Source organism: Velocimicrobium porci, assembly GCF_009696045.1.
In the GTDB taxonomy this organism is placed as follows: Bacteria; Bacillota; Clostridia; order Lachnospirales; family Lachnospiraceae; genus Velocimicrobium; species Velocimicrobium porci.
This window is the reverse complement of sequence record NZ_VUMT01000009.1, coordinates 81149-105736: the sequence shown is the minus strand read 5'-3', so window position 1 is coordinate 105736 and position 24588 is coordinate 81149. Positions and strand designations below refer to the sequence as shown.

21 protein-coding genes are annotated in these 24588 nt (G+C 34.3%); 1 reads left to right on the top strand and 20 read right to left on the bottom strand.

From position 1 onward, the window contains the following. Positions 1 to 208: 208 nt before the first annotated feature. From spoIVB to FYJ58_RS07735, 8 genes are all read right to left on the bottom strand, one after another. Positions 209 to 1495 carry a SpoIVB peptidase gene (gene spoIVB / locus FYJ58_RS07770; RefSeq protein ID WP_154519170.1) on the bottom strand — a complete coding sequence of 429 codons (1287 nt, stop codon included), beginning with the start codon at positions 1493 to 1495 and terminating at the stop codon, positions 209 to 211. A gap of 413 nt (positions 1496 to 1908) precedes the next feature. Continuing rightward, positions 1909 to 3585 carry a DNA repair protein RecN gene (recN, locus tag FYJ58_RS07765; RefSeq protein WP_154519169.1) on the bottom strand — a complete coding sequence of 559 codons (1677 nt, stop codon included), beginning with the start codon at positions 3583 to 3585 and terminating at the stop codon, positions 1909 to 1911. Between the two features lie 104 nt (positions 3586 to 3689). After that, positions 3690 to 4364, bottom strand: a complete 675-nt coding sequence (locus FYJ58_RS07760; RefSeq protein WP_205839197.1) for a DUF4230 domain-containing protein — start codon at positions 4362 to 4364, stop codon at positions 3690 to 3692. Positions 4365 to 4463: 99 nt separating this feature from the next. Next, the gene (locus tag FYJ58_RS07755) at positions 4464 to 5012 is read right to left on the bottom strand and encodes a GNAT family N-acetyltransferase (protein ID WP_205839196.1); all 549 of its coding nucleotides are present in this window, start codon (positions 5010 to 5012) and stop codon (positions 4464 to 4466) included. Between the two features lie 82 nt (positions 5013 to 5094). Then, positions 5095 to 8994, bottom strand: coding sequence for an Ig-like domain-containing protein (locus tag FYJ58_RS07750; protein ID WP_154519166.1), 3900 nt, complete (start codon positions 8992 to 8994; stop codon positions 5095 to 5097). Between the two features lie 323 nt (positions 8995 to 9317). Continuing rightward, on the bottom strand, positions 9318 to 10574 hold the full coding sequence (locus tag FYJ58_RS07745) for an InlB B-repeat-containing protein (RefSeq protein ID WP_154519165.1): 1257 nt from the start codon (positions 10572 to 10574) through the stop codon (positions 9318 to 9320). 177 nt (positions 10575 to 10751) lie between these two features. Continuing rightward, positions 10752 to 11930, bottom strand: a complete 1179-nt coding sequence (locus FYJ58_RS07740; RefSeq protein WP_328597817.1) for an RNA-guided endonuclease InsQ/TnpB family protein — start codon at positions 11928 to 11930, stop codon at positions 10752 to 10754. Between the two features lie 270 nt (positions 11931 to 12200). Beyond that, entirely contained in the window at positions 12201 to 12995 is a 795-nt protein-coding gene (locus FYJ58_RS07735; protein WP_154519164.1) for a CFI-box-CTERM domain-containing protein, read from the bottom strand. A 125-nt stretch (positions 12996 to 13120) separates the two neighbouring features. On the opposite strand from FYJ58_RS07735, the gene FYJ58_RS07730 reads away from it, so the two are divergent. Then, positions 13121 to 14812, top strand: coding sequence for a vWA domain-containing protein (locus FYJ58_RS07730; protein ID WP_154519163.1), 1692 nt, complete (start codon positions 13121 to 13123; stop codon positions 14810 to 14812). An 86-nt stretch (positions 14813 to 14898) separates the two neighbouring features. Here FYJ58_RS07730 and FYJ58_RS07725 read toward each other — a convergent pair whose 3' ends face one another. From FYJ58_RS07725 to FYJ58_RS07670, 12 genes are all read right to left on the bottom strand, one after another. Beyond that, positions 14899 to 15627: a YebC/PmpR family DNA-binding transcriptional regulator gene (locus tag FYJ58_RS07725; RefSeq protein ID WP_154519162.1), complete on the bottom strand. Its 729-nt coding sequence runs from the start codon at positions 15625 to 15627 to the stop codon at positions 14899 to 14901. Between the two features lie 97 nt (positions 15628 to 15724). After that, positions 15725 to 16591 (bottom strand): NAD(+)/NADH kinase, encoded by an 867-nt coding sequence (locus FYJ58_RS07720; RefSeq protein ID WP_154519161.1) that lies wholly within the window; start codon positions 16589 to 16591, stop codon positions 15725 to 15727. Positions 16592 to 16626: 35 nt separating this feature from the next. Beyond that, the gene (locus FYJ58_RS07715) at positions 16627 to 17439 is read right to left on the bottom strand and encodes a TlyA family RNA methyltransferase (protein ID WP_154519160.1); all 813 of its coding nucleotides are present in this window, start codon (positions 17437 to 17439) and stop codon (positions 16627 to 16629) included. Further along, on the bottom strand, positions 17436 to 19301 hold the full coding sequence (gene dxs, locus FYJ58_RS07710) for a 1-deoxy-D-xylulose-5-phosphate synthase (RefSeq protein WP_328597816.1): 1866 nt from the start codon (positions 19299 to 19301) through the stop codon (positions 17436 to 17438). The genes FYJ58_RS07715 and dxs overlap by 4 nt, the downstream gene beginning before the upstream one ends. A gap of 14 nt (positions 19302 to 19315) precedes the next feature. Further along, the gene (locus tag FYJ58_RS07705) at positions 19316 to 20206 is read right to left on the bottom strand and encodes a polyprenyl synthetase family protein (RefSeq protein ID WP_154519159.1); all 891 of its coding nucleotides are present in this window, start codon (positions 20204 to 20206) and stop codon (positions 19316 to 19318) included. Between the two features lie 15 nt (positions 20207 to 20221). Then, complete coding sequence (gene xseB / locus FYJ58_RS07700) at positions 20222 to 20410, bottom strand: exodeoxyribonuclease VII small subunit (protein WP_154519158.1); 189 nt, start codon at positions 20408 to 20410, stop codon at positions 20222 to 20224. Between the two features lie 3 nt (positions 20411 to 20413). Next, on the bottom strand, positions 20414 to 21625 hold the full coding sequence (gene xseA, locus FYJ58_RS07695; RefSeq protein WP_154519157.1) for an exodeoxyribonuclease VII large subunit: 1212 nt from the start codon (positions 21623 to 21625) through the stop codon (positions 20414 to 20416). 13 nt (positions 21626 to 21638) lie between these two features. Beyond that, positions 21639 to 22079: a transcription antitermination factor NusB gene (nusB, locus tag FYJ58_RS07690; protein WP_328597815.1), complete on the bottom strand. Its 441-nt coding sequence runs from the start codon at positions 22077 to 22079 to the stop codon at positions 21639 to 21641. A gap of 87 nt (positions 22080 to 22166) precedes the next feature. After that, on the bottom strand, positions 22167 to 22550 hold the full coding sequence (locus FYJ58_RS07685; protein WP_154519156.1) for an Asp23/Gls24 family envelope stress response protein: 384 nt from the start codon (positions 22548 to 22550) through the stop codon (positions 22167 to 22169). Positions 22551 to 22658: 108 nt separating this feature from the next. Next, positions 22659 to 23393, bottom strand: coding sequence for a SpoIIIAH-like family protein (locus FYJ58_RS07680; protein WP_235912584.1), 735 nt, complete (start codon positions 23391 to 23393; stop codon positions 22659 to 22661). Between the two features lie 19 nt (positions 23394 to 23412). Further along, positions 23413 to 24000, bottom strand: coding sequence for a stage III sporulation protein AG (locus FYJ58_RS07675; RefSeq protein ID WP_154519155.1), 588 nt, complete (start codon positions 23998 to 24000; stop codon positions 23413 to 23415). A gap of 12 nt (positions 24001 to 24012) precedes the next feature. Further along, positions 24013 to 24558, bottom strand: a complete 546-nt coding sequence (locus FYJ58_RS07670; RefSeq protein WP_154519154.1) for a stage III sporulation protein AF — start codon at positions 24556 to 24558, stop codon at positions 24013 to 24015. Positions 24559 to 24588 lie beyond the last annotated feature (30 nt).

The following is a 24588-nucleotide window of genomic DNA, read 5'->3' as shown; positions in this document are numbered from 1 at the left end:
ATCCCTCTTGACTAAATTTTCAAAATTATTGACTACCCTACACTTTTTTTATTCATTTTATTTCTCACCCCTTTTCGCTTTAACTCATTTTTACAACGTAATATGATATATTATGATTTGTAAATTATTGCCATGCTCGCATTATATCTAATTTTACTAACTTTTTCAATCGTTTTTTGTCGCAAGAAACGACAATTTTTCTAATGTGTTAACTTTTTGACGAGGTATTTAGCATATTTTCTATAAAAGTACCGTAGCCTTTTGTCGAGTCTTTTACAAAGACATGTGTCACCGCCCCAACCAATTTATTATTTTGAATGATTGGACTTCCACTCATTCCCTGAACGATTCCATTTGTTATTTTCAAAAGTTCAGGATCAGTAATCCGAATTACCATTCCCTTGTTCTGATTTCCTGAATTAACTTGTATTTTTTCAATTTCAATATCATATAATTTTGCTTTATCCTCAACTTGACACAAAATCTTCGCATTTCCTAATTGGATATCTTGTTTTAGCCCTACTTCAATCGGCTCTTTATAATATAAATTACTAGGCTTCTGCTCAATAATTCCAAATATGCCCTGTTTCGAATTTTTCTTTATGGTTCCAAGCTTTTCCTGTTTCGAGCCATGAATGAGTCCTACCAATTCCCCCGGCTCTCCTGTCTTTCCCTTTACAATATCCAAAACATCCGCTTTATAAATCTCTCCAGAAGCGATATTCATAATAACGCCAGTATCCGTATCTGTTATTCCATGCCCCAACGCTCCAAAGTTCAAATTATCGTCAATATAAGTTAACGTCCCAATTCCCTGCGTGTCATCTCTTGTCCAGATACCTAACCTTAAAACTCCATCCATCCCTCTCACCGGTGTCACAGAAATTTGCTGTTTTTCACCTTCCCGAATAATCTTTAAGACAATATGGTCTCCTTTCGCTCGTTGTACCTCTTGTGTTAATTCTTCTATCGTACTTACGTTTTTCCCGTCAACTTCTGTAATGTAATCTCCAGACTTAATCAAATTTAGTGCCGGTTCATAATTCAAACCATCCACCCCCTGAATTGCTCCGGTTCCTAAAACCATAACACCATCCGTAGCAATATAAATCCCGATAGGTCTTCCAACCGGCATCGCTTTCATTTTATCGACAACATGTAAATTCATTTCTTTTAGCTGAATAATGCCAAATAGTTTCAACGCTATTTTATAATTCCCCTGTTCTTTTACTTGAAAGGAACAAGGTTTGCTAAAATCAAAATGTATTTTATCTGCTTCTATCTTCGTATCAGTGTGAAATACACTAATATTTTCATCTTCCACCATGCCATCAACAGGCAAATTATAATCAAATTCACCCGTTTGATTTACAAAAAGTGTCAAATGATTTGGTATTTTATTTCCAATATCAATATAATAATATACCGCAATCGCAGCAATATCAAGTATCAAAAAACCAATTAACAATCTTCGATATATTTTTAAACGTTTCATTTCTTTTTTCCCATATTACAATTTTTCCCTCGTAATACGACCACACACAGGTATTTGCTAAAAGAAAAAGTATGTGGTTTCCTTTCCTTTCTTGTATTTTTTCCATTTTTCAACAGAATTTCAACTTAATCTTAACAGGTTCTTAGCTTTTGATTTTTTTCGATTTTAACAGTTTTTTAACATATAAACTTGTTTTATCTTAACAACATCTTAACACTTTAAGCTTATTTTATTTTAACGCTTTCTTAACCTTTTCCATTTATTTTATCTTAACGTTTTCTTAGCTTTTAGCTTTACTCTGCTTTTTTACTTGTTAAAATCTTGTTAAAATTGAAAAAAGAAGGTGCATCTGCACCTTCTTATTATACCTATTTCTTACTATTTTAATCATTTCACACAATATTCTCTTAACTCTATAAGATTGTCTGGCGAGCTAACTGTTTCATTTCTGTTGCACTTGCAATTACTGCATCTGTTATCTTTACACCGCCTAACATTCTAGCAAGTTCCAAAATAGAATCTTGTTCCGATAATGGTCTTATTTTTGTAGCGGTTCTCAACCCATCGCTACTTTTTTCAATAATAAAATGTTCATCTGCCATAGAAGCAATCTGAGGCAAATGCGTAATTGATATTACTTGATGAGTTTGTGCAATTTTAGCTAATTTTTCTGAAACCTTTTGAGCAGTCCGTCCACTGATTCCCGTATCTATTTCATCAAAAATCAATGTATCTACCGAATCCTTCTCAGCTAAAACAGACTTAATTGCCAGCATAATACGTGACAGTTCACCACCAGAAGCAACTTTTGATAATGGTTTTATTGCTTCGCCTGGATTCGTAGATATCATAAATTCAATATCATCAATTCCATTTATTGTATATTGCTCAAGCTTGCGATTTTTTATTTCAAATTGAACTTCTATAAAATTCAAATCTACCAATGCTGAAATAATATCCTGCTCAAGTTCCTTTGCTGCCTGTTCTCGATATAGAGATAATTGCTCCGAAGTTTTTTCTAAATTTTCTTCTGCTTTTGCTAAATTAGATTTCAATTTACTGATGTATTGTTCATAATCCTCATAACGGCACAACTTTTCTTCTAGCTCTTTATAATACTGTTCAATTTCTTCAATTGAATTTCCATATTTTGCTTTCAAATTTTGAATAAGGCTTAAACGTTCTTCAACCTGTTGATACTCTTCCGGATCAAATTGAAGTTCTTCAATATAATCACTGAGTTCCCGATTAAAATCGCTTAATAATCCTTCAATTTCCTCCAGCTGGGCGTTAACTCCTTCTAATTCTTCATCAAACTCACACAATCTGCTAAGCTGTCTTGTTGCCCTTCCAATTAAATCGACAGCTGAAACCTCTTCACTACTCGTCATTGTATAAATATTAGAAAGTCCTTCTGTAATAATATTCGCATTCGACAATTTTTTATGTCGCATTACCAATTCTTCCTCTTCGCCTCGCCTTAGTCTTGCTGCCTCAATTTCTTTCATCTCATATTCGATAAATGACAATTCTCTTAGGCGTTCCTCTTCAGGAATTACCGCACTATCGAGTTTCTTCCTATATAATGTATATTCTTTATAATTCATAGCAACTAATTCTTTCTGTCTTGCTATGTTTTCTTTTCCATAATGATCCACAATCTCTAAATGCTTCCGTTTATACAAAAGAGATTGATGTTCATGCTGACCATGAATATCTATAACAATCCCTGCAATCTCTCTCAATGTATTATGAGTAATTGATTCCCCATTCGCTTTGCATATACTTCTTCCATTCTTTATTTTTCTTGAAAGAATTAACTGACCATCTTCCATTGGAATGTCTAATGCTTTTAACTTTTCAATTGAACTTCCCTCTTCTAATTGAAATGTCAGTTCAACAAGGGCGTATTCAGCCCCCTTTCTTACAATGTCCGCTGAAACTTTCCCACCTAATGCTATATTAATCGAACCTATAATGATTGATTTTCCTGCACCAGTTTCTCCTGATAAAATATTAAGATGCTCCGAAAAATCTACATCTACTTCATCAATAATTGCCAAATTCTTCACATGTAAATTAACTAACATGTAAGCTGCCTCCTTACTACGCTCTAAACTTATAAAGATAATAAACATATGTTCGCATAATATTGTAACACACTTTTTTGAATAAGGCAAACATTTTTTCGATTTTATTCTTTTGAATGAAATTCTATTGTATAAGAATCTTCTTTGTTTTCTAATAAAAAGACTTCAAATATAGTTTTTAATGTTGTTTTTGCATTTTTTTCCGCTTCTTCTAAAATTCCGTTTTTTTCTGCTTTTTCTTCCATAATTTCATTCTGACTCTGCTCAAAGTCTGTAACATCGGAAATGCTAAGTCCATTAAAAATGCTATTTTTCTCATCATAAACAACAACACTATCTTTTATAACTTCGTGCGAAAGTATTTTCGCCTTTGGAAGTGTAATATTAATTTTCTTTTTTTCCAGTTTAATTGTTACATCCTGTAGGTCAACTCCAGCTTTTATAATTCCATCATAAGCAATAATAAATGACTTATTTGTAAATGGAATTGCAACTCCATTAATTGCTTTTGCATTTTCATACTTTCCCATATTCGTATAATAATATTTTGCAGTTCCCAGTTCTCCTACCCGTTCCATTTGTTGCCGCAATAATGTTTCTGTAATCTTATTGGATGATTTGACAATTCCAGCTTCACCATTGCTGCTTTTTCCGTAATTTTTTCCGACCAAAAATACTACAATCATTAAAATAACAACTAATATTCCGCCTAAAATAGCAAATTTAAATTTCAATCGTTCCCAAAATAATTCTTTTCCTATATTCTCATTATGACCCATTATATCCTCCATATTACTTTTTCTTTTTGTATAATACACGCAATAGTATACCATTCCATTTCCAACTATACAATGCCTTAATTTTGGTATCATAATCTCTTATAATTTTTTAATCATCAACCGTTCATTACTATAGGTTCCATCTTTGTATCTTAACGAATGGTCACGCAATCCATAACAGACAAAACCACATTTTTCATATAATTTTATCGCATGTTCATTTTCTTCTGCTACTTCTAATTCAAGCTGTTCATAATCTGAGCCTTTTGCATAAGCAATCGCTTCCAAAAGCAAATTTTTCCCAATTCCCAAATTCCAAAACTCTTTTTTTACTACAATTCCAAGTTCTCCCCGATGCCTTAATTTAAAACAATTCGCAACAGCTGTCACCTCTACTGTTCCAACCAGCTCATTTTCTATAAAGGCTGCAATCAAAATACGGTCTTTATCGTTTCTCTCTTCTTCGAGATAAATGGCTTCTTCTTCAACGGAGAAATTGATTTCCTCCGGATATTGCAATATATAAGAAGATTCTTCTAATGTTTGCTTTAGAAACTTTATCATATCTTCCGCATGTTTGCCTCGTAAATTTTTAAAAATACAGCACGTTCCATTTTTTAACAAAATTTTCTTTTCATTATATTTCATATAAATCTCCCGTTTTAGCAATGAAACAGAAACAGCATAGCCTGCTAAGACTATGCTATTTTCCATCCATTTTAAATTCGCACTATTTTATCTTCGTTACTGTTACACGGCAGGCAAGTGATATACCATTTATCTTTGCATAAATGTAAGCAGTTCCAGGTTTTCTTGCAACAACTGTTCCATTTACAACAGTTGCTACACTTGGTGCAGAAGAGAACCATGTAACTCCTGTTGTCGCACCATCTACATATAATGTTTCCGTATCATATTGCTCCATTGTCATGCTTGTCTTATTTAGACCAATTACTGTTATTTTTACAGTTGCCTGCTTTCCACTCGAAGTAATAATTGTAACGTTAGCAATGCCTGCTCTCTTTGCAGTTACTTTACCACTAGAAGATACAGTTGCAACTGCTTTATTGTCACTATCAAATTTTATTTTATCGGTATGATTGGAAGGAACAAGGCTATACGTTAATTTTTGAGTTTGTCCTTTCACCATAGTCAAATCAGATGCTGATAGAACAATTGAACTTATTGGTACTTCTTCAATTACTGTAACATAACATACTGCTGATTTTTTACTATTATCTTTTGCTTTTGCCCGAATAGTTGCTGTTCCTGCGTTCATTCCAGTTATTTTACCGCCAAATACAACTGCAACATTTTTATCACTTGAACTCCAAGATACTGATTTTGTTGTTGCATTACTTGGTTTTACAGTTGCTTTTACAGTTGTAGAATGACCCTTAACAATTGTTATAACTCTCTTATTTAAAGAAATTTTTGTTACAGGATGTATAACCTTAATTTTACAGGTTGCTGTCTTCTTACTTCCATCCGTTGTAGTAACTTTAATTGTACAACTTCCGACTTTCTTACCCTTTACAGTACCACTTGAACTAACAGTTGCAACCTTTTTATTGGATGTCGTCCATCTAAGTTTTGGATTGGTCGCAGACGTTGTTTTTAAGGTTGCCTTTAATTTTACCGTCTTACCAACACCAATTGTGGCACTCGTTTTATTTAGCTTTAATGATGTTATCGGCTCTACAACCTTAATTAAGCAGGTTGCTACGTAACCACCATCTTCACTCACACAAGTAATAATTGCAGCTCCGCCTTTGATTCCTTTTACCTTTCCCGTTTTACTAATAGTCGCTACCTTAGAATCCGATGATGTCCATGTTACATTTTTATTTGTTGCATTCGCTGGAGTAAATACCGGTTTCAATGTTATTGTATTACCTTTTGTTACTGTTCTTGTTGTATAATTCAATGTCATACCTTTTACCTGGTCTTGAACCGTCACATACAGATATTCGACCGAACCACCTTTTGTCTTTACTAAAATAATTGTTTGTCCCGCCGAAACACCGGTTACTACTCCATCATTTGTAACAGAAGCAATACTTGCATCTTTTGATGTCCATGTAAATTTTGTTTCTGTACTTGTTGTTGGGTTCGGTGTTGCTGTTACTGTAACAGACGACCCAACTGAAACAAGCAGGTTATATGTACTTAATTTAATTCCGCTGGCTTTTTGCGTTACAGTAACTGTACATTTTGCTATTAATCCCTCTTCTGTCGTTACAATAATATATGTCGTTCCAGCACCAACTCCAGTTACCACACCACTATTAGATACAGTTGCAACGGATGTATTCATAGAAGTCCATGTAACTTTGGACTGTGCAATTGTAGGATCCAGTTTTAACTCCAAAGTTTCTTTTGCACCTGCTTCTAATGTTAACGTAGACTTATTTAACGAGATGCTTGTAGCTGACGCAATCACAGTTAATTCACATTGAGCCTGTAGCAAATTAGGGTTATATTTAGGTTTTACTGAAATTAACGTAAAGCCTGCACTTTTTAAAGTTACTAACCCATTTTCATCTACAGTTGCCACAGATTCATTTGATGACTGCCATATTAAATCTGTACTTGTTGCATCGGAAGGCTCATAATTTGCTTTTAACCTCATTACCTCATTGTTAAGCTTTATCGTTGCACTTTCTTTTGACAAGGTAAGGGACGTAATTGGAGATACTACTGTAATCGTACAAGAGGCTGCTATGAAGTTATCCTTATTTACTGCCATCAATACGACTTTACCAGCCTTTTTACCTGTAATCGTCACACTCTTATTATCCGCTGTTGGGTTGATTTCAACAATATCCGAATCACTAATCAGCCATTCAACAGGTGCAGTACTAACGTTTGGAGTTATCTTTGCTTCTATTGTTTTCTTTTCATTTAAAGCAATTGTAACTTCTTTATCTTCTAACTCAATTTTTGAAATCGTTGCCTCTACTTTTACAATACAAGTAGCTTTTTTTACAGTACCATCCGACATAATTAAAGAAGCAGTAACGATTACATCTTGATCCGTTTTCTTTACACCTTTAATCAAACCATTTTCTGAAACCGTAACATAATTTTTATTATTACTTTCCCATTTTAAAGTTCCATCATAAGATGTGGTAGAAGCAATTAATTGGAGAGTAGCCCCTTCCGCAATCGTAACAGCTGTATAATTTAGAGATATTCCATCTAAAATTTCGAATTTAAATTTTAATTCTGGAGGATTGCCTAATGAATCAAAACTAAATCCATCTATTGCCAGCTCTTTTACTTCCGCCAAATAAGAACTCTTAGCTTTAACTGAAACATCCACTGTTCCTTTTTTCAAAGCATCAAGAACTCCATTAAGATAAGTTGCATAGTTCGTCGCAACACTTCCGGTAATCGAAATTGTTACATCAAAGTATTTCAAGAAATCTTCTGTTTTCATATTAAAAGCTTTTGCTATGTCGTAAGAATCTCCTACCTGTACAGTCTTAATAAAATCTGTTGCATAGTTCGCACAAATTATCATATTTGTTGCTTTTGAAACGAAATCAGAACCATTTCCAGTTACCTTTGTAATATTTTTTTCTTCGCTTTCATAAGTTCCTTTCGCATAAAATTCAACATAATAGTGTCCTGCTTTTCCTTCTACACGCAATGCATTCTTTTCTGTTGAAACTGGAACAAGTGAAACATCTTCTGACGTTTTTCCTAATGAATCCGCTAATACTTCTGTTTGGTTTTCATTTTTAATTACCCAAACTATCTTATTATTTATATTTTCCGTACTTTCAGAAAAATCTGCATCAATATAAATAAAATCATTGTTACTTACCATTTTCGCATCTTTTAATTGATGCGTAAAATCTGTATCAGTAGGATCGTCTGTAATAGAAGGCATTACATATACATTCAACGTATCTGAATAATCCATCGTATCAATTGTATAATGTGCTGTAATTACTGCATTACCAGCTCCAACAGCTTGTGCATAAACCTTTCCACCTTCTTTAACAATTTTCACAACTTCTGATTTACTTGACTTCCAATCTGCCTTTGAAGCATCACCAAGCGACAAGTTCAATCCACTTTTCACTTTTTGTATATCTGTGTCATGAGCAAATAAAATTAACGAACGAAGTTTATCCTCTTGTGATACCTTCATATAATTTGATGAAGTTGAACGATCAATAGAAAACTTAACTTTAATTTTACATGTAGCTGCTGCTATAACTGCTGTTTGGCTACTCACCGCATCTTTGATTGTAACTGTAATAACAGTTTCTCCAGGTGTTTTCGCCTTTAACATAACCTTAGAAGTTCCTTGCCCTTCATCAATATCAGCAATGTCTTTTTCTGAACTAGACCATTCGATTTTAAATTTATTAGGATCGTCATAAACTTCACCAGAAGAAATAAATCTAAGTTGCATTCTATTCGTAGTCATTTCATAATCACTACCTGTAATAGAAGTAGTCGATTCTTCTGGCAAAATATCAAGCGTTGCTGCTGCTTCAGAATCATTTCCCATCTTTGCAATAAATCCTACTGACATAAAAAGAACAAATACACCTAGCAGAATATATTTATAAGCACCTATTCCTTTCCACTTTTTCGTTTTCTTTTGTTTCATAAACTATCGTCCTCCTGACTTTCTATTCTCGCAGAATTCACATTCACCTATAATTTAGTCTAACACATAGTATATCGGATAAATTATAGATTATCTTACTTTTTGTTTCTTTTTCAATTATCAAAATTTTACCACTTTTTTTTGACAATTTTATGGCATTTTCTTTACACATATTCCTTTACAATTGTACTACAATATAATATTCAAAAAAAATAGGACAAGGTTACTATATATAACTCTGTTTCACACACTTGTCCCATTTATATCATACTTTAATAAAATTTCTGCATTGCAATAATTTCATCAATCAAATTTGCAAAACTTTATGAAACAACAACCTTCATTTTTTTACTTGTGTCAGATCCATCATTTGCACGCACTGTAATATAACATGTTCCCTTACCTTTTGCCTTTACTTTCCCTGTCCGACCAACCGTTGCAATTGAAGAATTGCTTGTAGAATAGGACAACAGTTTTTTGGAAAGAGTACTTGGTGAAATGGAAGGCTTTATCTGATAAGTAGCCCCTACCGTTAATTTTTTGCTGGACGGTATTGTAATCTTTGTCACATACTTTTTCGTACCCACTCCAACTTTGCAAGTTAATATCGTTCCATCTGGTGCTGTAACGTATATTTTTGCCTTTCCGTTTTTATTTCCTGTAATAATTCCTTTATCAGACACAGAAACAATCTTAGTATTACTGCTTCGATAAGAAACCTCTAAATATTGATCTAACGATGGAATATAAACAGCATTTGTTTCATTCACCTTTACATTAACAACTGGTGCATTTAATTTATAAGTAACTGTTGTAACTTCTTCTTCCTCTTTTTTCCATTTTGCATACACAACCATATTGCTATTAATCTTTGTTAATGAAGTAAATTCTGTTACATAAGCAGTTGACGTATACCATCCTTGAAATTCATATCCATCTCTAGTAGGTTCTGCCGGAAGTGCAATCATCCCGTCTGGTCTTATGTCAGTAACCGGTTTTATTGAATTTCCACCTTTGGAATCGAAATAGACGGTATACCTGGGTTCCGGCACCCCATAAACCGTAAACATTGCACTTGTCCCGCGATATGTAATATAAAAATAATTCGCCCCTTTATTCTTTACAAGAGAATCAGCCAGTTCATAATCGGTAACAACTTCTGATGTATTATCCCAATATTTCGCAACAACAACTAAATCTGATTTTTTAATATAAGAATCTACGATTGCTGTTTGATTTTTATAGGTGACCGTAAGCGAAACCACATATTTTTGCTCCCATTTTGCATATAATGTAATATTATTCGTTATCTTCGTAGAATTCGTAAATGGAATTGTAAAGGAAGAATCCTGATACCAACCTTTAAATGTATATCCATCTTTTGTTGGTGTCGGCAGACTAATCGTTGCATCATGCTGTACATTTGGAATATACTCAACACTACATTTTCCACCATTTAACTCAAATATTACAACATAGGTGTTCGCTGCTTCTGCGACCTTTCGTCCATTTATACCAATCAAAATAACGCCCAGTAAAATGCAAATAACCCACTTTAAAGCTTTTCTTTTGTCTTTCATTTTCTTACCGTTACTGAAAACTTATAAAAAGTGATAAACTCTTATGTTTCATTCCTACTTCAATGTGTATGCTTTTGTACTGAATAAATCCAGATACTACTCACAAGTTCTTGTACACTCCATAGGCGTAAATTCCTGACTAACGTACCAGTACATATCTGCATTAACTTGAAAATGTTATGCTACAGATTGTTTCAAACCATTTTCTCCATATCTTTTCAGATTTAAAGAAGCTTGGTAATCTCTATCTATCACGTTTCCACATTCACATTTGTAAATACGGTCTGATAACTTTAAATCTTTCTTGATATTTCCGCAACAACTACATAGTTTAGAACTTGGAAAGAATCTATCTGCAAGAATTATCGGAATATTCTTCCATGCAGATTTGTATTCCATCTGTCGTCTAAATTCTCCAAAACATTGTTGTTGAACTGCCTTCGATAAATGTCTATTCTTCATTATTCCTTTTACATTCAAATCTTCCATACATATAAAACTTGGTTTTCGTTTTATGATTTCAGAGGTTGTCTGATGTAAATAGTTCTGACGAAGATTCGTTAATCTATGATTTAATTTTAAAAGTTCTTGCTCGCTTTTTATAATGTTACTTGTTTTACCGTAACTTACTCCTTTCTTATTTTTCTCATATCTTCTTGAAATCGAACGCTGTAACCTGCGTTTTCTTTTCTCTAATTTCTTTACTTTTTGAGTTTTATTTATATTCTGATATTTATATCCATCCGAACAGATTGCTAGATCTTTCATTCCTAAATCAATTCCAATGCCTTCATTCGATGGAAGAGCAGTTGAATCTTCATATTCGATACCAACTGTGATATACCAGTTAAGTCCGTCATATTTTATACGAGGATTCATGTACTTTACGTTTGCAATAGGAATACGACCATGTTCTGCAAGCCTGATCCAATTTAATTTTTGTTTGTTTTTCTTTTTCGAAGCAGCAAATCCTTCTACCTTTACATGCGTATCCGTAAATTGAATTTTTACATTGTCCTGATAAAATTTAGGAACAGAACGTTTTCTGCTTTTAAATCGTGGGAACTTCGTATCTCCTTTAAAGAAAGCTTTATACGCTTCGCAAGCATCTTTTATTGCCTGCTTTGTAACATTATTTGAAATATTGTTCAACCAAGCAGATTCTTCTGTCTTCTTTAATTTCGTAAATTCTTTTCGTAAATCTCCATCCGATATAAACTTTCCACCATTCTTATAATTCTCTTGTTCTCTGCCTAATGCCCAGTTATAAGCAAAACGAGCAGTATTGGCATACTGGAATAATTTCGTCTTCTGTTTGTTGTTTGGGACTAACATCACTCGAATTGTTTTTATCACTATCTTCACCACCTTCTTCTATTAATTCCTTTACAAGTTTTCTTGCTTGGTTAGCACGTTTGCCGTTCCAAATCATCTTTTTGTTCATTACTTGATTTAATCGTTCATGTGAATAATATCTATATCCGTTGCTAGAAGTATGATGTGAATGAAGTTTTCATTATTATCCCAATTTCGTAATGTTTATATTTTATTCTATTAATAAAACTTATAAAAGCCAACACATGCTTATAACATTTTATAATTTATTTTTAACTGTTTTCTTACCTCCTAACAGCAGACACAATACCGTTCCTTAAGTGTGTTTACCATCCCCTTATATAACATAAAACAAGCTTCATAATCGCCTGTTTCAATTAGTCTAAGACAAGGCTGTAAATAATTGCTCCATATTAATGGATAAACTTCATCTTCATTTCTTATGAATTCAATCTGTTTTATAATCTGAGGAGCAAATTCATAGTATTCTTCAATCAGAGCCTCTCCGTTTTCCTGCTCTCTCAAATAGGTATCCCGAAATCTTCGAAACATAGTCAATTCATAGCAATCATCATCTTTATTTTGATATTCGCATACTGCGGTTGTAATATAACAAAATTGTTTCTTCCGAAAACCTTCTTTTAATTCACTATAAGTTCCAATCTGAAAAGGGAATTCAGGGTTGCTATCACCCCAAAACTCATGCACCTTTTTCACAAAATCTTCACTTATGTCAAGTCTCAATTCCTGAATCATTGGAACCGTATAAAGTGCCAAAATAATTTTATACTGCTCTAGCTTACCTTTCTTTCGTTTTCCTTTTGAATCCACTGAAAGTTGATAAACAAATTGTTTTGCCATTTCTTCTATATAGTCATCCCGATGTTTCGCGTCAAGAACAACTCTATGCTCTAAGCTCTCCAAAATTGGTCTGCATGCTTCCAGATATCTGCCAAACGCATCTTCATAGGTTTTCGCTTTAAAATATTTCATTAAGTCCATATGAGCCGTTATCATTTCTCCTACATGCTCCAATGAATCTTGATATTCTTCTATCCATTTCTTCTCTTTTTCATTATAATCCACAGTTTTCTACCTCACTCATATCCTTTGTATCAGTTTAGCACACTTATCTTTTTAATTCAATCGTTGACTTTATATATAGAACAGATATACTATAAATAGCTATTAAAATAGGAAAGGTGTTATTCATGCAAAAAGAAGACTATAAAAAGTTAAAACGGCTCGGTATTGTTGGTGTATTATTTACGATTTTATTTGCAGTAACACTCACCAACTATATAAGAGAACAACAAAAGGAAAAATTAGAAACAGAAATTAGAGAAGACACAAAACAGCTAAACGAAATAAAAAAACAGTTTCATGAATATCGAATTTTAAAAAATTCAAAAGAAAAAAAACGCTACAATACGCTACTTACAAACTACCAAACAGGTATCCTAAATCAGGATACTGCCTTAATTGATGCTTGTCAAAAAGAACTAAAGGAACTTAAGAAAGAAGTGATTCAAAAAAACACTTCCTATTATAAAGCACAAGTTGAAAAACTTGAAAAAGGTAACCTTGACAATGCTTATGATAATGAATTAGAGCGGATTGAAGAAATTAAAATGGACATCAAACACCATATAAATCAGAATACCTTTCGTCAAATAGACCCTTTGTTAAAAGAATGGAAAAAACTATTAAAGGATATGACCTCAATTGCAGACAATTTAACAATTCACGTACGTCAAACAGATACGAAAGCCTATCCAACAACGCAGATGTATCTTTCGGTCCATAACATTAGTACCGATCAAGTACCAGATAACTTAGAAAAGCGATATTTTTATTTAACAAAACAAATCGGCTCAAATCCCGTCGAAAAATTATCAATTGATTCAATCAAAAAAGTAAATGATTCCGGACAACATATGATTAATTTTGTTACTTCAATTAAAAATTCGACAAAACAACATACGCTGGAAGCCATTATAAAATCAGCAAACCAACTATTTGAAAAATCGAATTTTGAATCTGGAAGCCAAATCGAATTATTAAATTCTTATAATGGAATTCAGCTTTTACAGCCCTTTACCAGCGATAAAAAAAATCTTCGCTCTAAAATAAAGACTCTCCAAAGTTCGAAGGCCAATAACCTTTATGATTTGCTTTATACCGCAGTCAAACATACTGCAAATAAATCCGGTGCAAAGTATATTATTGCATTTACAGATGGAGAAGATAATTCCAGTAGGATTGATTACCCAAAAGTAGTAGAAACTGCAAATCATTATCAGATTCCAATTTATCTAATTGGAATTGGTGACCAAATCAGCACCTATACATTGGAACGAATTGCAACACAGACAGGCGGATTTTATCGAAACATCAACGATAATACTCTAATTAAAGATATTATAGATAACATTTTAGCCGAGCAAAACGATTTGTACCAGCTGACATATACGGAAAAGGATATAAAAAATGATATTTCAGATTTGGTTCATAGCTATAAAATGGTTATTGCATATCAAAACAGAGCAATTGGAGGAACAGAAGAAGCTATCGTTTCCCCTGTCATTCTTTTATCTAATTCATCTCACTCTTCCTCGTTCAAATCGTTTGAACAAATCAGTACAACGATCAGAGGAATACTAAAAAAACAAATAAAAACCGAAAAACTTGGAACCTTACTTTCCTTCGAATTTAAAACAATAAAAAAACTAAAACAAAATTTATATAAAGCAGAAGTTATATCTACAGCCCAAAAGATAAATTCGAATAAAAAATGCCAACTTACAACACAAGAATCCTCTTTTTTATTAAAGAAAAAGAAAAACAGCTATAAGTTCCAAAAACAACTAAATGACATGACTACTTCTGTTTCCTTATCTTAACAGATTAAAACCGCTGTCAAGATTAATGCAATCCCTGACAGCGGTTTCTCTTAGGAAAGCCAATGGAAAATTAGCAAAAAATAATTTTATTCGTCCCAGTTATGATATACTTGCTGTACGTCATCATCACCGTCTAGCAAATCAAGAATACGATTGATATTTTTAATATCCTGCTCATCACTTAATTCTACATAAGTCTGAGGAATCATTGTAACTTCAGCCTGAGCCATTTTAATGTTTTGTGCTTCTAATCCTTCTCTTACTTCACTAAAATTATCCGGATCCGTTAAAATTTCAAAGCTGTCATCCTCTTCCGCAAAGTCCTCGGCTCCTGCATCTAATGCGAGCATCATAAGATCATCTGCTTCCATATCGCACTCTTCTTTGTCAATAATAATCTGACCTTTTTTATCAAACATAAATGATACACAGCCCGGTGTTCCGATACTTCCACTTCCTTTTGTAAATGCACTTCTTACATTTGCTGCAGTACGGTTTTTATTATCAGTAAGAGCTACAACAATAATGGCGGTACCATTTGGTCCATATCCCTCGTATGTAACATTTTCATAATTAACAGAGTTCATATCGCCGGCAGCTTTTTTGATTCCTCTGTCAATTGTATCATTTGGCATATTATTTGCTTTTGCCTTTGCAATTACATCGCGAAGTCTGCTATTGTTAGCTGGATCTGGTCCTCCTTCTTTTACTGCAACAGCTAATTCTCTACCGATAATTGTAAAAATCTTTCCTTTTGCTGCATCATTTTTTTCTTTTTTATGTTTAATATTTGCAAACTTTGAATGTCCTGACATCTTTCATTCTCCTTTTTCTATAAATCTCAATCTTATTAATCATAACATTATTTCTATAATCAGACAAGTGCTATTTTTATGATGAATACACAAAACATCATACTTCTCGGCTTAATTTATCCCTAAGTCTACGATAAAAACTACATTCTGTTAATTTAAGAATCTTTGTTTCTCCTTCGGCTTCTTTTACAATTATCCTGTCTTTTGTTGTAAGTTCCATTGAAATTGTCCCATCCGTTATAAGAACAGCTTCATCATCTGAATTTTCTTTACTTTTTCCAATGACAATTTCTAAAACATCATGATGGGATACAACCAGACTTCTCTTGTTTAATGAGTGAGGACAAATTGGAGTAACAATCATTGCCTTTACCTCCGGTGCAAGAACCGGACCACCTGCTGACAAATTATAGCCGGTAGAACCAGTTGGAGTTGACACAATAATTCCATCTGCAATATATGTATCCAGCAGTTCACCATTTACATATACTTGCAGCGTTATAAGACGACACGCACCATCTTTGCTAATAACGAAATCATTTAATGCAAGCCCTCGATATTCTCCAACTTTTTGATTCTTTGCTTCACCAAACAGCATCATTCGTCTTTCAACCTTATATTTATCATCATATAAACGCTGTAACGCCTCTTCAATATTCTGTTTCTCGACTTCCGTCAAAAAACCTAAAGTTCCAAGATTTACTCCCAATAAAGGGATTCCAAGGTCAGACAAATCATTGGCGGCCTGAATCATCGTTCCATCCCCGCCTAAAATAATAATACACTCTGTATCTACCGGTATTTCCGTTACCTCATAAAACCCTTCCACATCATTATCTTCTACAAAACGATCTTTTACAATAATACAGTTTCGATGATTGGATTCAATCAAATCTCTTATGTATTTCGCCACTTCATACTCTTTATCTTTTTCTATATTTGCAAGTACACAAAAATTGTTCATCGTTTACACCCATTCCTCCCTCATTTTTTTATTTATTATTTGTCTAACTCTGAATGTGCCTTTTTTACCAGTTCTTTTATTTCTTTTGAGAGTTCGTCCGATAACCCGGAATTACCTTCCCCTTTTTTAATTTGCATTAAATATTCGATATTTCCTTCCGGTCCTTTTATTGGCGAATAATCTAAGTGAAGCACTGTAAACCCAATACTTTTTGCATAACTAACTACCGCTTCAATTACTTCCTCATGAACACTTGGTTCTCTTACAACACCTTTTTTTCCAACCTTTTCTCTTCCGGCTTCAAATTGGGGTTTAATAAGACAAACTACCTCCCCATGAGGTGTCAATAATTCTCTGACCGGCTCTAATACTTTTGTAAGGGAAATAAACGCCACATCAATCGAGGCAAATTCAATATCGTCTTCCATCTGTTCTCTTGTCAGATACCGGATATTCGTCTGCTCCATTGAAATAACACGTTCATCTTGACGAAGCCGCCATAAAAGCTGGTTCGTCCCAACATCAACTGCATATACTTTCCTTGCACCATTTTGCAACATACAGTCTGTAAATCCACCTGTAGAAGATCCGACATCCATACACACCTTATCATCTAATTGAATTCCAAATGACTCAATTGCCTTCTCTAACTTATATCCGCCCCGACTTGCATATTTTAGTGTATTTCCCTTTACAAGAATCTCTACTTTCTCATCAAACGTTGTACCCGCTTTATCTTCCCTTTGCTCATTTACAAAAACATTTCCTGCCATAATAATCGCTTTTGCTTTTTCTCTTGACTCTGCAAGTCCTCTTTTTACTAATAGTACATCTAATCTTTCTTTCATAAGTTTAAAAGAATCCTTTCTGTAATACTGTCTGCATCTAAGCCCAATGTTTTCTTTAATATTTCAACGTTTCCATGCTGGATAAACTGGTCACGAATGGAACAATTCACTAACGCAATGTCATTTCGTTTTATCGTTTGCAGATAGTCTGCTACTTTTTGACCAAAGCCACCCTGTTCTACATTCTCTTCCATTGTAACAAAAACAGAATGGGATTTTGTAAGTTCTTCTAACCTCTCTGTATCCATTGGCTTTACAAAACGCATATTAACAACCGTTGCATGGATTCCATGGCTCTTTAATTTTTCTCTCACATCACATGCCGTTTCCACCATTGAACCAACCGCAATTAATGCAATTTTTTCGCCAGAGTAGAGTGTTTCGCTTTTTCCATATTCAATCGGTTTCGCAAATGCTTCCAGCCGGTTGTTTATTTTTCCTCTTGGATAACGGATTGCAATTGGCATGTCCTGTTTTACACTAAATGAAAGCATCTCTTCTAATTCTGTACCATTCTTTGGAGCCATTACCGTCATATTCGGCATACTGCATAAATAGGATAAATCAAACACACCCTGATGGGTTTCCCCATCACTTCCTACAATTCCCGCACGGTCAATCGCAAATGTAACCGGTAAGCTTTCAATACAGACATCATGCAGAATCTGGTCATATGCTCTTTGTAAAAATGTAGAGTAAATTGCTACAACCGGGTGCATACCACCTGCTGCCATCCCGGCTGCAAACGTAACTGCATGTTCTTCCGCAATTCCAACATCATAATATCGTTCTGGAAATAGTTTCCGGTACTGCATTAAACCGGTTCCGGAAGGCATGGCTGCACAGACCGCTGCAATACTTTCCTGTTCCTTTGCCAACTCAATTAATTTTTTTCCAAACACCTGTGTGTAAGTAATTGCTTTTTCTTTCGTCTTATTTTCACCTGTTCGAACATAAAATGGTTCTACACCATGATAAACAGACGGTTTTTTCTCTGCAAAAGAATAGCCTTTTCCTTTTTTTGTCACAACATGGACAATCACAGCTTCATTTGCCCGAAACGCACTTAAAAATGCTCTTCTCATCTGTTCTATATTATGTCCATCAATTGGTCCGATATAAGTAAGTCCCATGTCCTCAAACAACATTCCGGGAATAAATAATCTTTTTAAGGAATCTTTGGATCGTTTTACTTTATCGGCCACACGGTTTCCAACACATGGTACACTTCGGATTACATTTTCAACTCCATCCTTTAAGTTTCGGTACTTACTTCCTGTTCGGATTTTTCCAAGATAATTCGCCATTCCACCGACATTTTCTGTAATCGACATATTGTTATCATTTAGCACAATAACCATATTAGAGTCCAGTCTTGCTGCATTATTTAATGCCTCATAGGCCATACCGCCAGACAAGGCTCCATCTCCAATCACAGCCACAACTTTATTGTCATTGCCTTTGATATCTCTAGCCCTTGCTAATCCTAAAGCAGCCGAAATAGAAGTAGAACTGTGTCCTACATCAAATGCATCACACTCACTTTCCTTCCTTTTAGGGAATCCGCTCATTCCCTGATATTGACGAAGCGTATCAAAACCTTTCTTTCGCCCTGTCAATATTTTGTGCGTATACGCCTGATGCCCGACATCCCATACCAACTTATCATCTGGAAAATCTAAAACCAGATGTAATGCAATCGTAAGCTCCACTGTTCCCAGATTAGACGCCAAATGTCCTCCTGTCTTACTCACTTTTTCAATTAGGAACTTTCGGATTTCAACTGCCAATTGTTCCAATTCTTTCGGTTTAATTTTTTTTATATCATTTGGACCTTGAATCTGGTCTAATATCTTTGGCACTTTTTACACCTTCCTTATTTTTTGCGACTAATTAACTCTATAATCAGTCTTTCCAAAAATTCATTTTTTCTTCCTGATTTTTTTATAATATCCATCGCCTGTTTTGTATAATCAGCAACTTGCTCTTTCGCTTTCGAAAGCCCTATCAATGTCACATAAGTTGTCTTATTGTTTTTTTCGTCACTGTGAATCGGCTTTCCCAGTACTTCCATTGTACTTGTAACGTCTAATATATCATCCTGAATCTGAAATGCCAGACCAATCTGTCTTGCTGCAAATTCGATTTCTTTTATTTCTTCTTCGGAAGCACCTGCCAAAATAGCTCCAATCATCATAGAAGCCTCAATCAATGCACTTGTCTTTAATTTATGAATTATCTCAAGCTTTTCCATTGTGATTTCCTGATTGACAGATTCTACATCAATTACCTGCCCGCCAAGCATTCCATAAATTCCCGGTTTTCTTGTAAGAACCTGAAGTGCCTCCACTGTCGTATCCCCATCGGTATTATGAGAAAAGCTCCGGCATGCTGTTTCAAACGCAAAATTTAACAAACCATCACCTGCTAAAATTCCCATTGCCTCTCCGTATACAACATGGGTTGTCTTTTTTCCTCTTCGATACTCATCGTTATCCATGGCAGGCAAGTCATCATGAACCAATGAATAGGTATGAATCATCTCAATTGCCGCCATAAATGGTTCAATCGTTTCCCGAACAGTTCCGCCAAATAATTGGTAAGTCTCCCACATTAAAATTGGACGAAGACGCTTTCCTCCCGCCTTTACACTATAATTCATCGCTTCGATTACTTTTTTCTGATAGCCTTCTTCTTTTGGAAGATAGGAATAAATAACCTTTTCTGCATAAGCAACCCGCTTTTCCAGCTCTTCTTTAAAATCCATTGTCCGCTCCCTCTTCTATTCTTCCTCTAACACAATCAATTTCTTTTCTACTTTGTCAATTGCATCATTGCAGCTTTTTAATACTTTCATTCCATTATGATAAAGCTTAAATGCTTCTTCTAGTGCAAGATCTTCCCGCTCTAAGTCGTTCATTATTTTTTCCAGCTCTTCCATATAATCTTCCAGACTTTTTGCTTTTGCCATATATTATCTTCTCCTTGCTCTTTTTTGTTCCACAATTGCTTTCATATCTCCATCCGAAAGAGAAATTGTGATTTCATCTCCTATACTTATCTCTTTTACCGAACGCACAACTCCCCCTTTTGAATCAGTCACAAAACCATAACCACTCTGTAACTTCTCTAGTGGTGATAGCCCTCGCATTCGTTCCATATATACTGCCAATTGATGCTTTTTCCTTTGCAATTTCAACTTCATAAGTTCTCGCATACGCTCTTCACAATCGACTAAATACTGCTTTTTTTGCCTTAACTGGTAAGCAGGTGACAATAATTCTAATTTCAGCTTATACCGTTCTATTTGTTCTCGATTCTGCGTAATTTTTCGTTTTAATAAATATGCCATCTGAACCCGACTGATTTCTAATCCGGACTGCACTTCACGAATTTCACAAACTGCCAGCTCAGCTGCTGCCGATGGTGTCGGTGCACGAAGATCGGCTACATAATCTGCAATTGTTGTATCTGTTTCATGTCCTACAGCCGATATAACAGGAACTTTGCAGGAATAAATGGCTCTTGCCACAATTTCTTCATTAAATGCCCACAAATCTTCAATCGAACCACCACCCCGTCCGACAATAATAACATCAACATTTTCCTTTTGAAGACGGCAAATTCCCTCGACAATTGTTTCTGCAGCATGTTCTCCCTGCACTTTTGCCGGATATAAAATTAATTGAGCATATGGATTTCTTCTGGCACTGATTGTCTGAATATCGTGAATTGCTGCTCCGGTACTTGCTGTAACAATTCCAATTCGATTATTATAAAACGGGATAGGCTTTTTATGAGAAGAATCAAATAGCCCTTCTTTCTGTAGCTCTCGTTTTAATTGTTCATATCTCTCATAAAGAGCACCCAAACCGTCCAAAAAAATCTGTCTTGCATAAAGCTGATATTTTCCGTCCCTTTCATATACACTAATACTTCCTAACACAATAATGCTCTGTCCTTCGGACATACGAAAAGAAAGGCCACTTCTTTGACCTGCAAACATAACGCAAGCCATCTGCCCTTTCCCATCCTTCAATGTAAAATAGATATGTCCCGAACTATGATACTTACAATTAGACACTTCGCCTTTTATATAAATATTGTTTAACACATGTTCTCTTGTAAACATATTTTTAATATATAGATTTACTTGAGACACCGAATAAACCTGTTCGTTTTCCATTGTTTACCTTTCATTATTCTGCAATCTTGGCTAAGATTCCATTGACAAAGCTTCTTGCAGAATCCTCTCCATATTTCTTTGCTAATTCAACTGCTTCATTGATTGCAACTTTTGTAGGTACTTCTTCATCAAATTTCATCTCATAAACTGCCAGACGCATAATTGTCAACTCTTCTTTTCCAATACGATTTAACTTCCATCCGGTTGAAGCAGTTTCAATCATGGAATCAATTTCTTCTAAATGACAAATCACATCAAGAAAACGACTTTTTAAATAAATCTTATCATCTTCTGAAATCGAACACCCTTCTTCTTCAAAAAGTCCCTCTTCTTTTCTAAGTTCAACGGAATTAAGGTAAAGCTCTGCCTGTTCTTTTAACTCCTCTGCTTCATAAAAATCATTACAAAATAACATTAAGAACAAGTGCTCTCTTATTTCTCTTCTTTTCATCATCTTTGTATCTCCTTGTATTTCTTATTAAAAAAGAATAAGCGGCTGCCGCAACCTCTTTCTTTGCGGCAGCCTCTCTGTCATATCCTTTTATCCTTCTAGTTTAACGCTTGCAATCCGAACATTGACCTCTGAAACATGAAGTCCTGTCATACTTTCAATTGCCTGCTTTACTTTTTCCTGTACTAACTCAGAAGTCTTTGGAATACTATAACCATATTCCATATTTAAAGCCATGTCAACAGAAACTGCCTCCGGTGTCACCTCTACTTTAACACCCTTGGATAATTTCTTCATTCCAAGCTTGCTGACTAATTCATTCGTCACATTACCAGCCATGGAAGCAACGCCTTCCACCTCTGTTGCAGCTAAGCCGGCAATAATTGCTACTACTTCATCAGCAATCTGAACTTCTCCAATCTGACCGCCGTTTAGTACATTATAAGCATTTTTATATTCAGTTTCTTTACTCAAAACTAATACCTCCTGTGTTAATCTGACACTCTATCTTCTCTACTAGTATTCCAATATCTATATTCATTATATCAAACTTCTTAACTTTTGCAATTAATTTTTCATTTTCTACTCTTTTTCTTGCACACCAACCGGAGAAATTACAATATTTTCTGCGGAAATTTCTGTTTTTCTCTTTACGATATCCTCGATTTGAGCAATCTGCTGTTCTGTTAAGTCTTTTGCATTTACAATTACATCTGCACTGTTATCTACAATGCTTACAACAGCATTTTTAAAGCCTTTTGCTTCCAGCAGAATTTCTGTTGCACTTTCCATCTCAGCAATGGAAGTTAATTTTACAATTCCCTTTACTGCATCCTTTTTCTGCTGTTCAGTTACGTTTTTATTATCAACAATCTCCATCAGCATTTCTTTATTTTTTGCTCTTGTCTGCTCTCTTGTTAATCTTGCCGAAGAGAAAAAGTCACTTCCGATTGTGTTATTTACTAACACTGCTTCGCCTGCATCCGCACTTTTCTCCGAAGCATCTGCGATTAACTCTCCCGTATCAGATACTTCTACTTTATCTCCATTTGTTTCTTTTGCATCCTTTTTTTCATCACTTTCCTTTGAAGCCGTATCAATATCCTCCTCTGACAAATCCAGCGTACTATCATCTAAATCTCCATATGTAATCTCATCTTCTTTGGCTGCTGTATTTACGGCAACATTGGATTTATCCTGAGTAAAATTCAGATAACCGGCTACCGCAATCATAATCGCTAACGCAGTTATAATAACTTGGTTTTTACGAAATATGTGTTTCATAGTTTCATCCTTTCTCTTTTTATTGGCTTTCATTTTTATTTCTTACCCCTCCTTATTCTGTAACCTGCATTTTCATTACTTTAATTTTATGAGATGGTACATCAAATAATACCTGTACCGCATCAATTATTTCTTTTGTTATCCTTACATTCTCTCCATGTTCTGCTAAAACAAGCACGCCTTCCAACTTCGGCTCCATCTCTTTTAAAACATAAGGGGAAGCATCTCCATCCCGCTGATCAAGCATAACTGTTTTTTCCTCTGAACGATAATTTTTACTGCTTCTTCTTCCTCCTGCACGGTCAGACTCTGTTATATTCTCATCTGTATATGGATTATCTTTTAATGGGACTTTTTCTTTTGAAGTTTTTAGTGTAATCATAACTTCAACCTGCCCGATTCCATCCACTTTCTTTAGTATATTCTTAAGTCTTGCTTCCATACTACTAATATATGAATTTGTATCCATTTCTTGATTCTTTTCCGAATAATCGGAAGAATCTGTTTCTGTTTTTCTTTCCTCCATCCCTCCTCCCATAAAACTTGGAACCGATAATATCAGTAAAAAAATTCCACATAAAAAAATAATAATCAGTTTTTCAATTCCAATTTCTTTTAAAGAAAGCTTCTTTTTTTCCATTTTCTATCTCCTCTAATTTTCATATACTTTCACTTGCTTTTCTTTTAACTGATAAGTTTTCATCAGACTATTTTTTATATTCTCTTCTATCTGATTTATTTTTTCTTTCTCACTTTCTTTCTTCCCCTTCTCATCTCCCAATATAATTACCGGTTCAATTTTAATATCCTCTTCCATTTTCTTTTTTTCTGGGGAAACCCATACAATTAATTTTTCGATTACACCTTGTGAATCCTCTTTGTATCGTATATCAAGCTTTGTCAAATACCGCCCTTCTTCTTCTACTAATATCTCAATCTGGTCTTTTAATTGATTTGTATATTCCTTTTGCATTTTTTCTTTTTGTTTTTTTTCTGCTATTAATAGCCTGCTTTTATCCATTGACTCTATCTTATAATTACTCAAATTCCAGTTATAAAAAAAAGTTTCATCCAAAGAAAGCAATTTTGTAACTGGATTTAACAATATAATAATAAGAATCATTCCACATACCAGTTCCACATACTTTTTATAAGAAGAATCACCAATCAAATTCATAATAACGGTAACTAATATCAAATAAATTGCAATATTCTCGATTACTTCATA

Coding starts and splice junctions, on each gene's coding strand:
- spoIVB (WP_154519170.1), bottom strand. CDS start 1,495: ATGAAACGTTTAAAAATATATCGAAGATTGTTAATTGGTTTTTTGATA.
- recN (WP_154519169.1), bottom strand. CDS start 3,585: ATGTTAGTTAATTTACATGTGAAGAATTTGGCAATTATTGATGAAGTA.
- FYJ58_RS07760 (WP_205839197.1), bottom strand. CDS start 4,364: ATGGGTCATAATGAGAATATAGGAAAAGAATTATTTTGGGAACGATTG.
- FYJ58_RS07755 (WP_205839196.1), bottom strand. CDS start 5,012: ATGAAATATAATGAAAAGAAAATTTTGTTAAAAAATGGAACGTGCTGT.
- FYJ58_RS07750 (WP_154519166.1), bottom strand. CDS start 8,994: ATGAAACAAAAGAAAACGAAAAAGTGGAAAGGAATAGGTGCTTATAAA.
- FYJ58_RS07745 (WP_154519165.1), bottom strand. CDS start 10,574: ATGAAAGACAAAAGAAAAGCTTTAAAGTGGGTTATTTGCATTTTACTG.
- FYJ58_RS07730 (WP_154519163.1), top strand. CDS start 13,121: ATGCAAAAAGAAGACTATAAAAAGTTAAAACGGCTCGGTATTGTTGGT.
- FYJ58_RS07725 (WP_154519162.1), bottom strand. CDS start 15,627: ATGTCAGGACATTCAAAGTTTGCAAATATTAAACATAAAAAAGAAAAA.
- FYJ58_RS07720 (WP_154519161.1), bottom strand. CDS start 16,591: ATGAACAATTTTTGTGTACTTGCAAATATAGAAAAAGATAAAGAGTAT.
- FYJ58_RS07715 (WP_154519160.1), bottom strand. CDS start 17,439: ATGAAAGAAAGATTAGATGTACTATTAGTAAAAAGAGGACTTGCAGAG.
- FYJ58_RS07705 (WP_154519159.1), bottom strand. CDS start 20,206: ATGGATTTTAAAGAAGAGCTGGAAAAGCGGGTTGCTTATGCAGAAAAG.
- xseB (WP_154519158.1), bottom strand. CDS start 20,410: ATGGCAAAAGCAAAAAGTCTGGAAGATTATATGGAAGAGCTGGAAAAA.
- xseA (WP_154519157.1), bottom strand. CDS start 21,625: ATGGAAAACGAACAGGTTTATTCGGTGTCTCAAGTAAATCTATATATT.
- nusB (WP_328597815.1), bottom strand. CDS start 22,079: ATGATGAAAAGAAGAGAAATAAGAGAGCACTTGTTCTTAATGTTATTT.
- FYJ58_RS07680 (WP_235912584.1), bottom strand. CDS start 23,393: ATGAAAGCCAATAAAAAGAGAAAGGATGAAACTATGAAACACATATTT.
- FYJ58_RS07675 (WP_154519155.1), bottom strand. CDS start 24,000: ATGGAAAAAAAGAAGCTTTCTTTAAAAGAAATTGGAATTGAAAAACTG.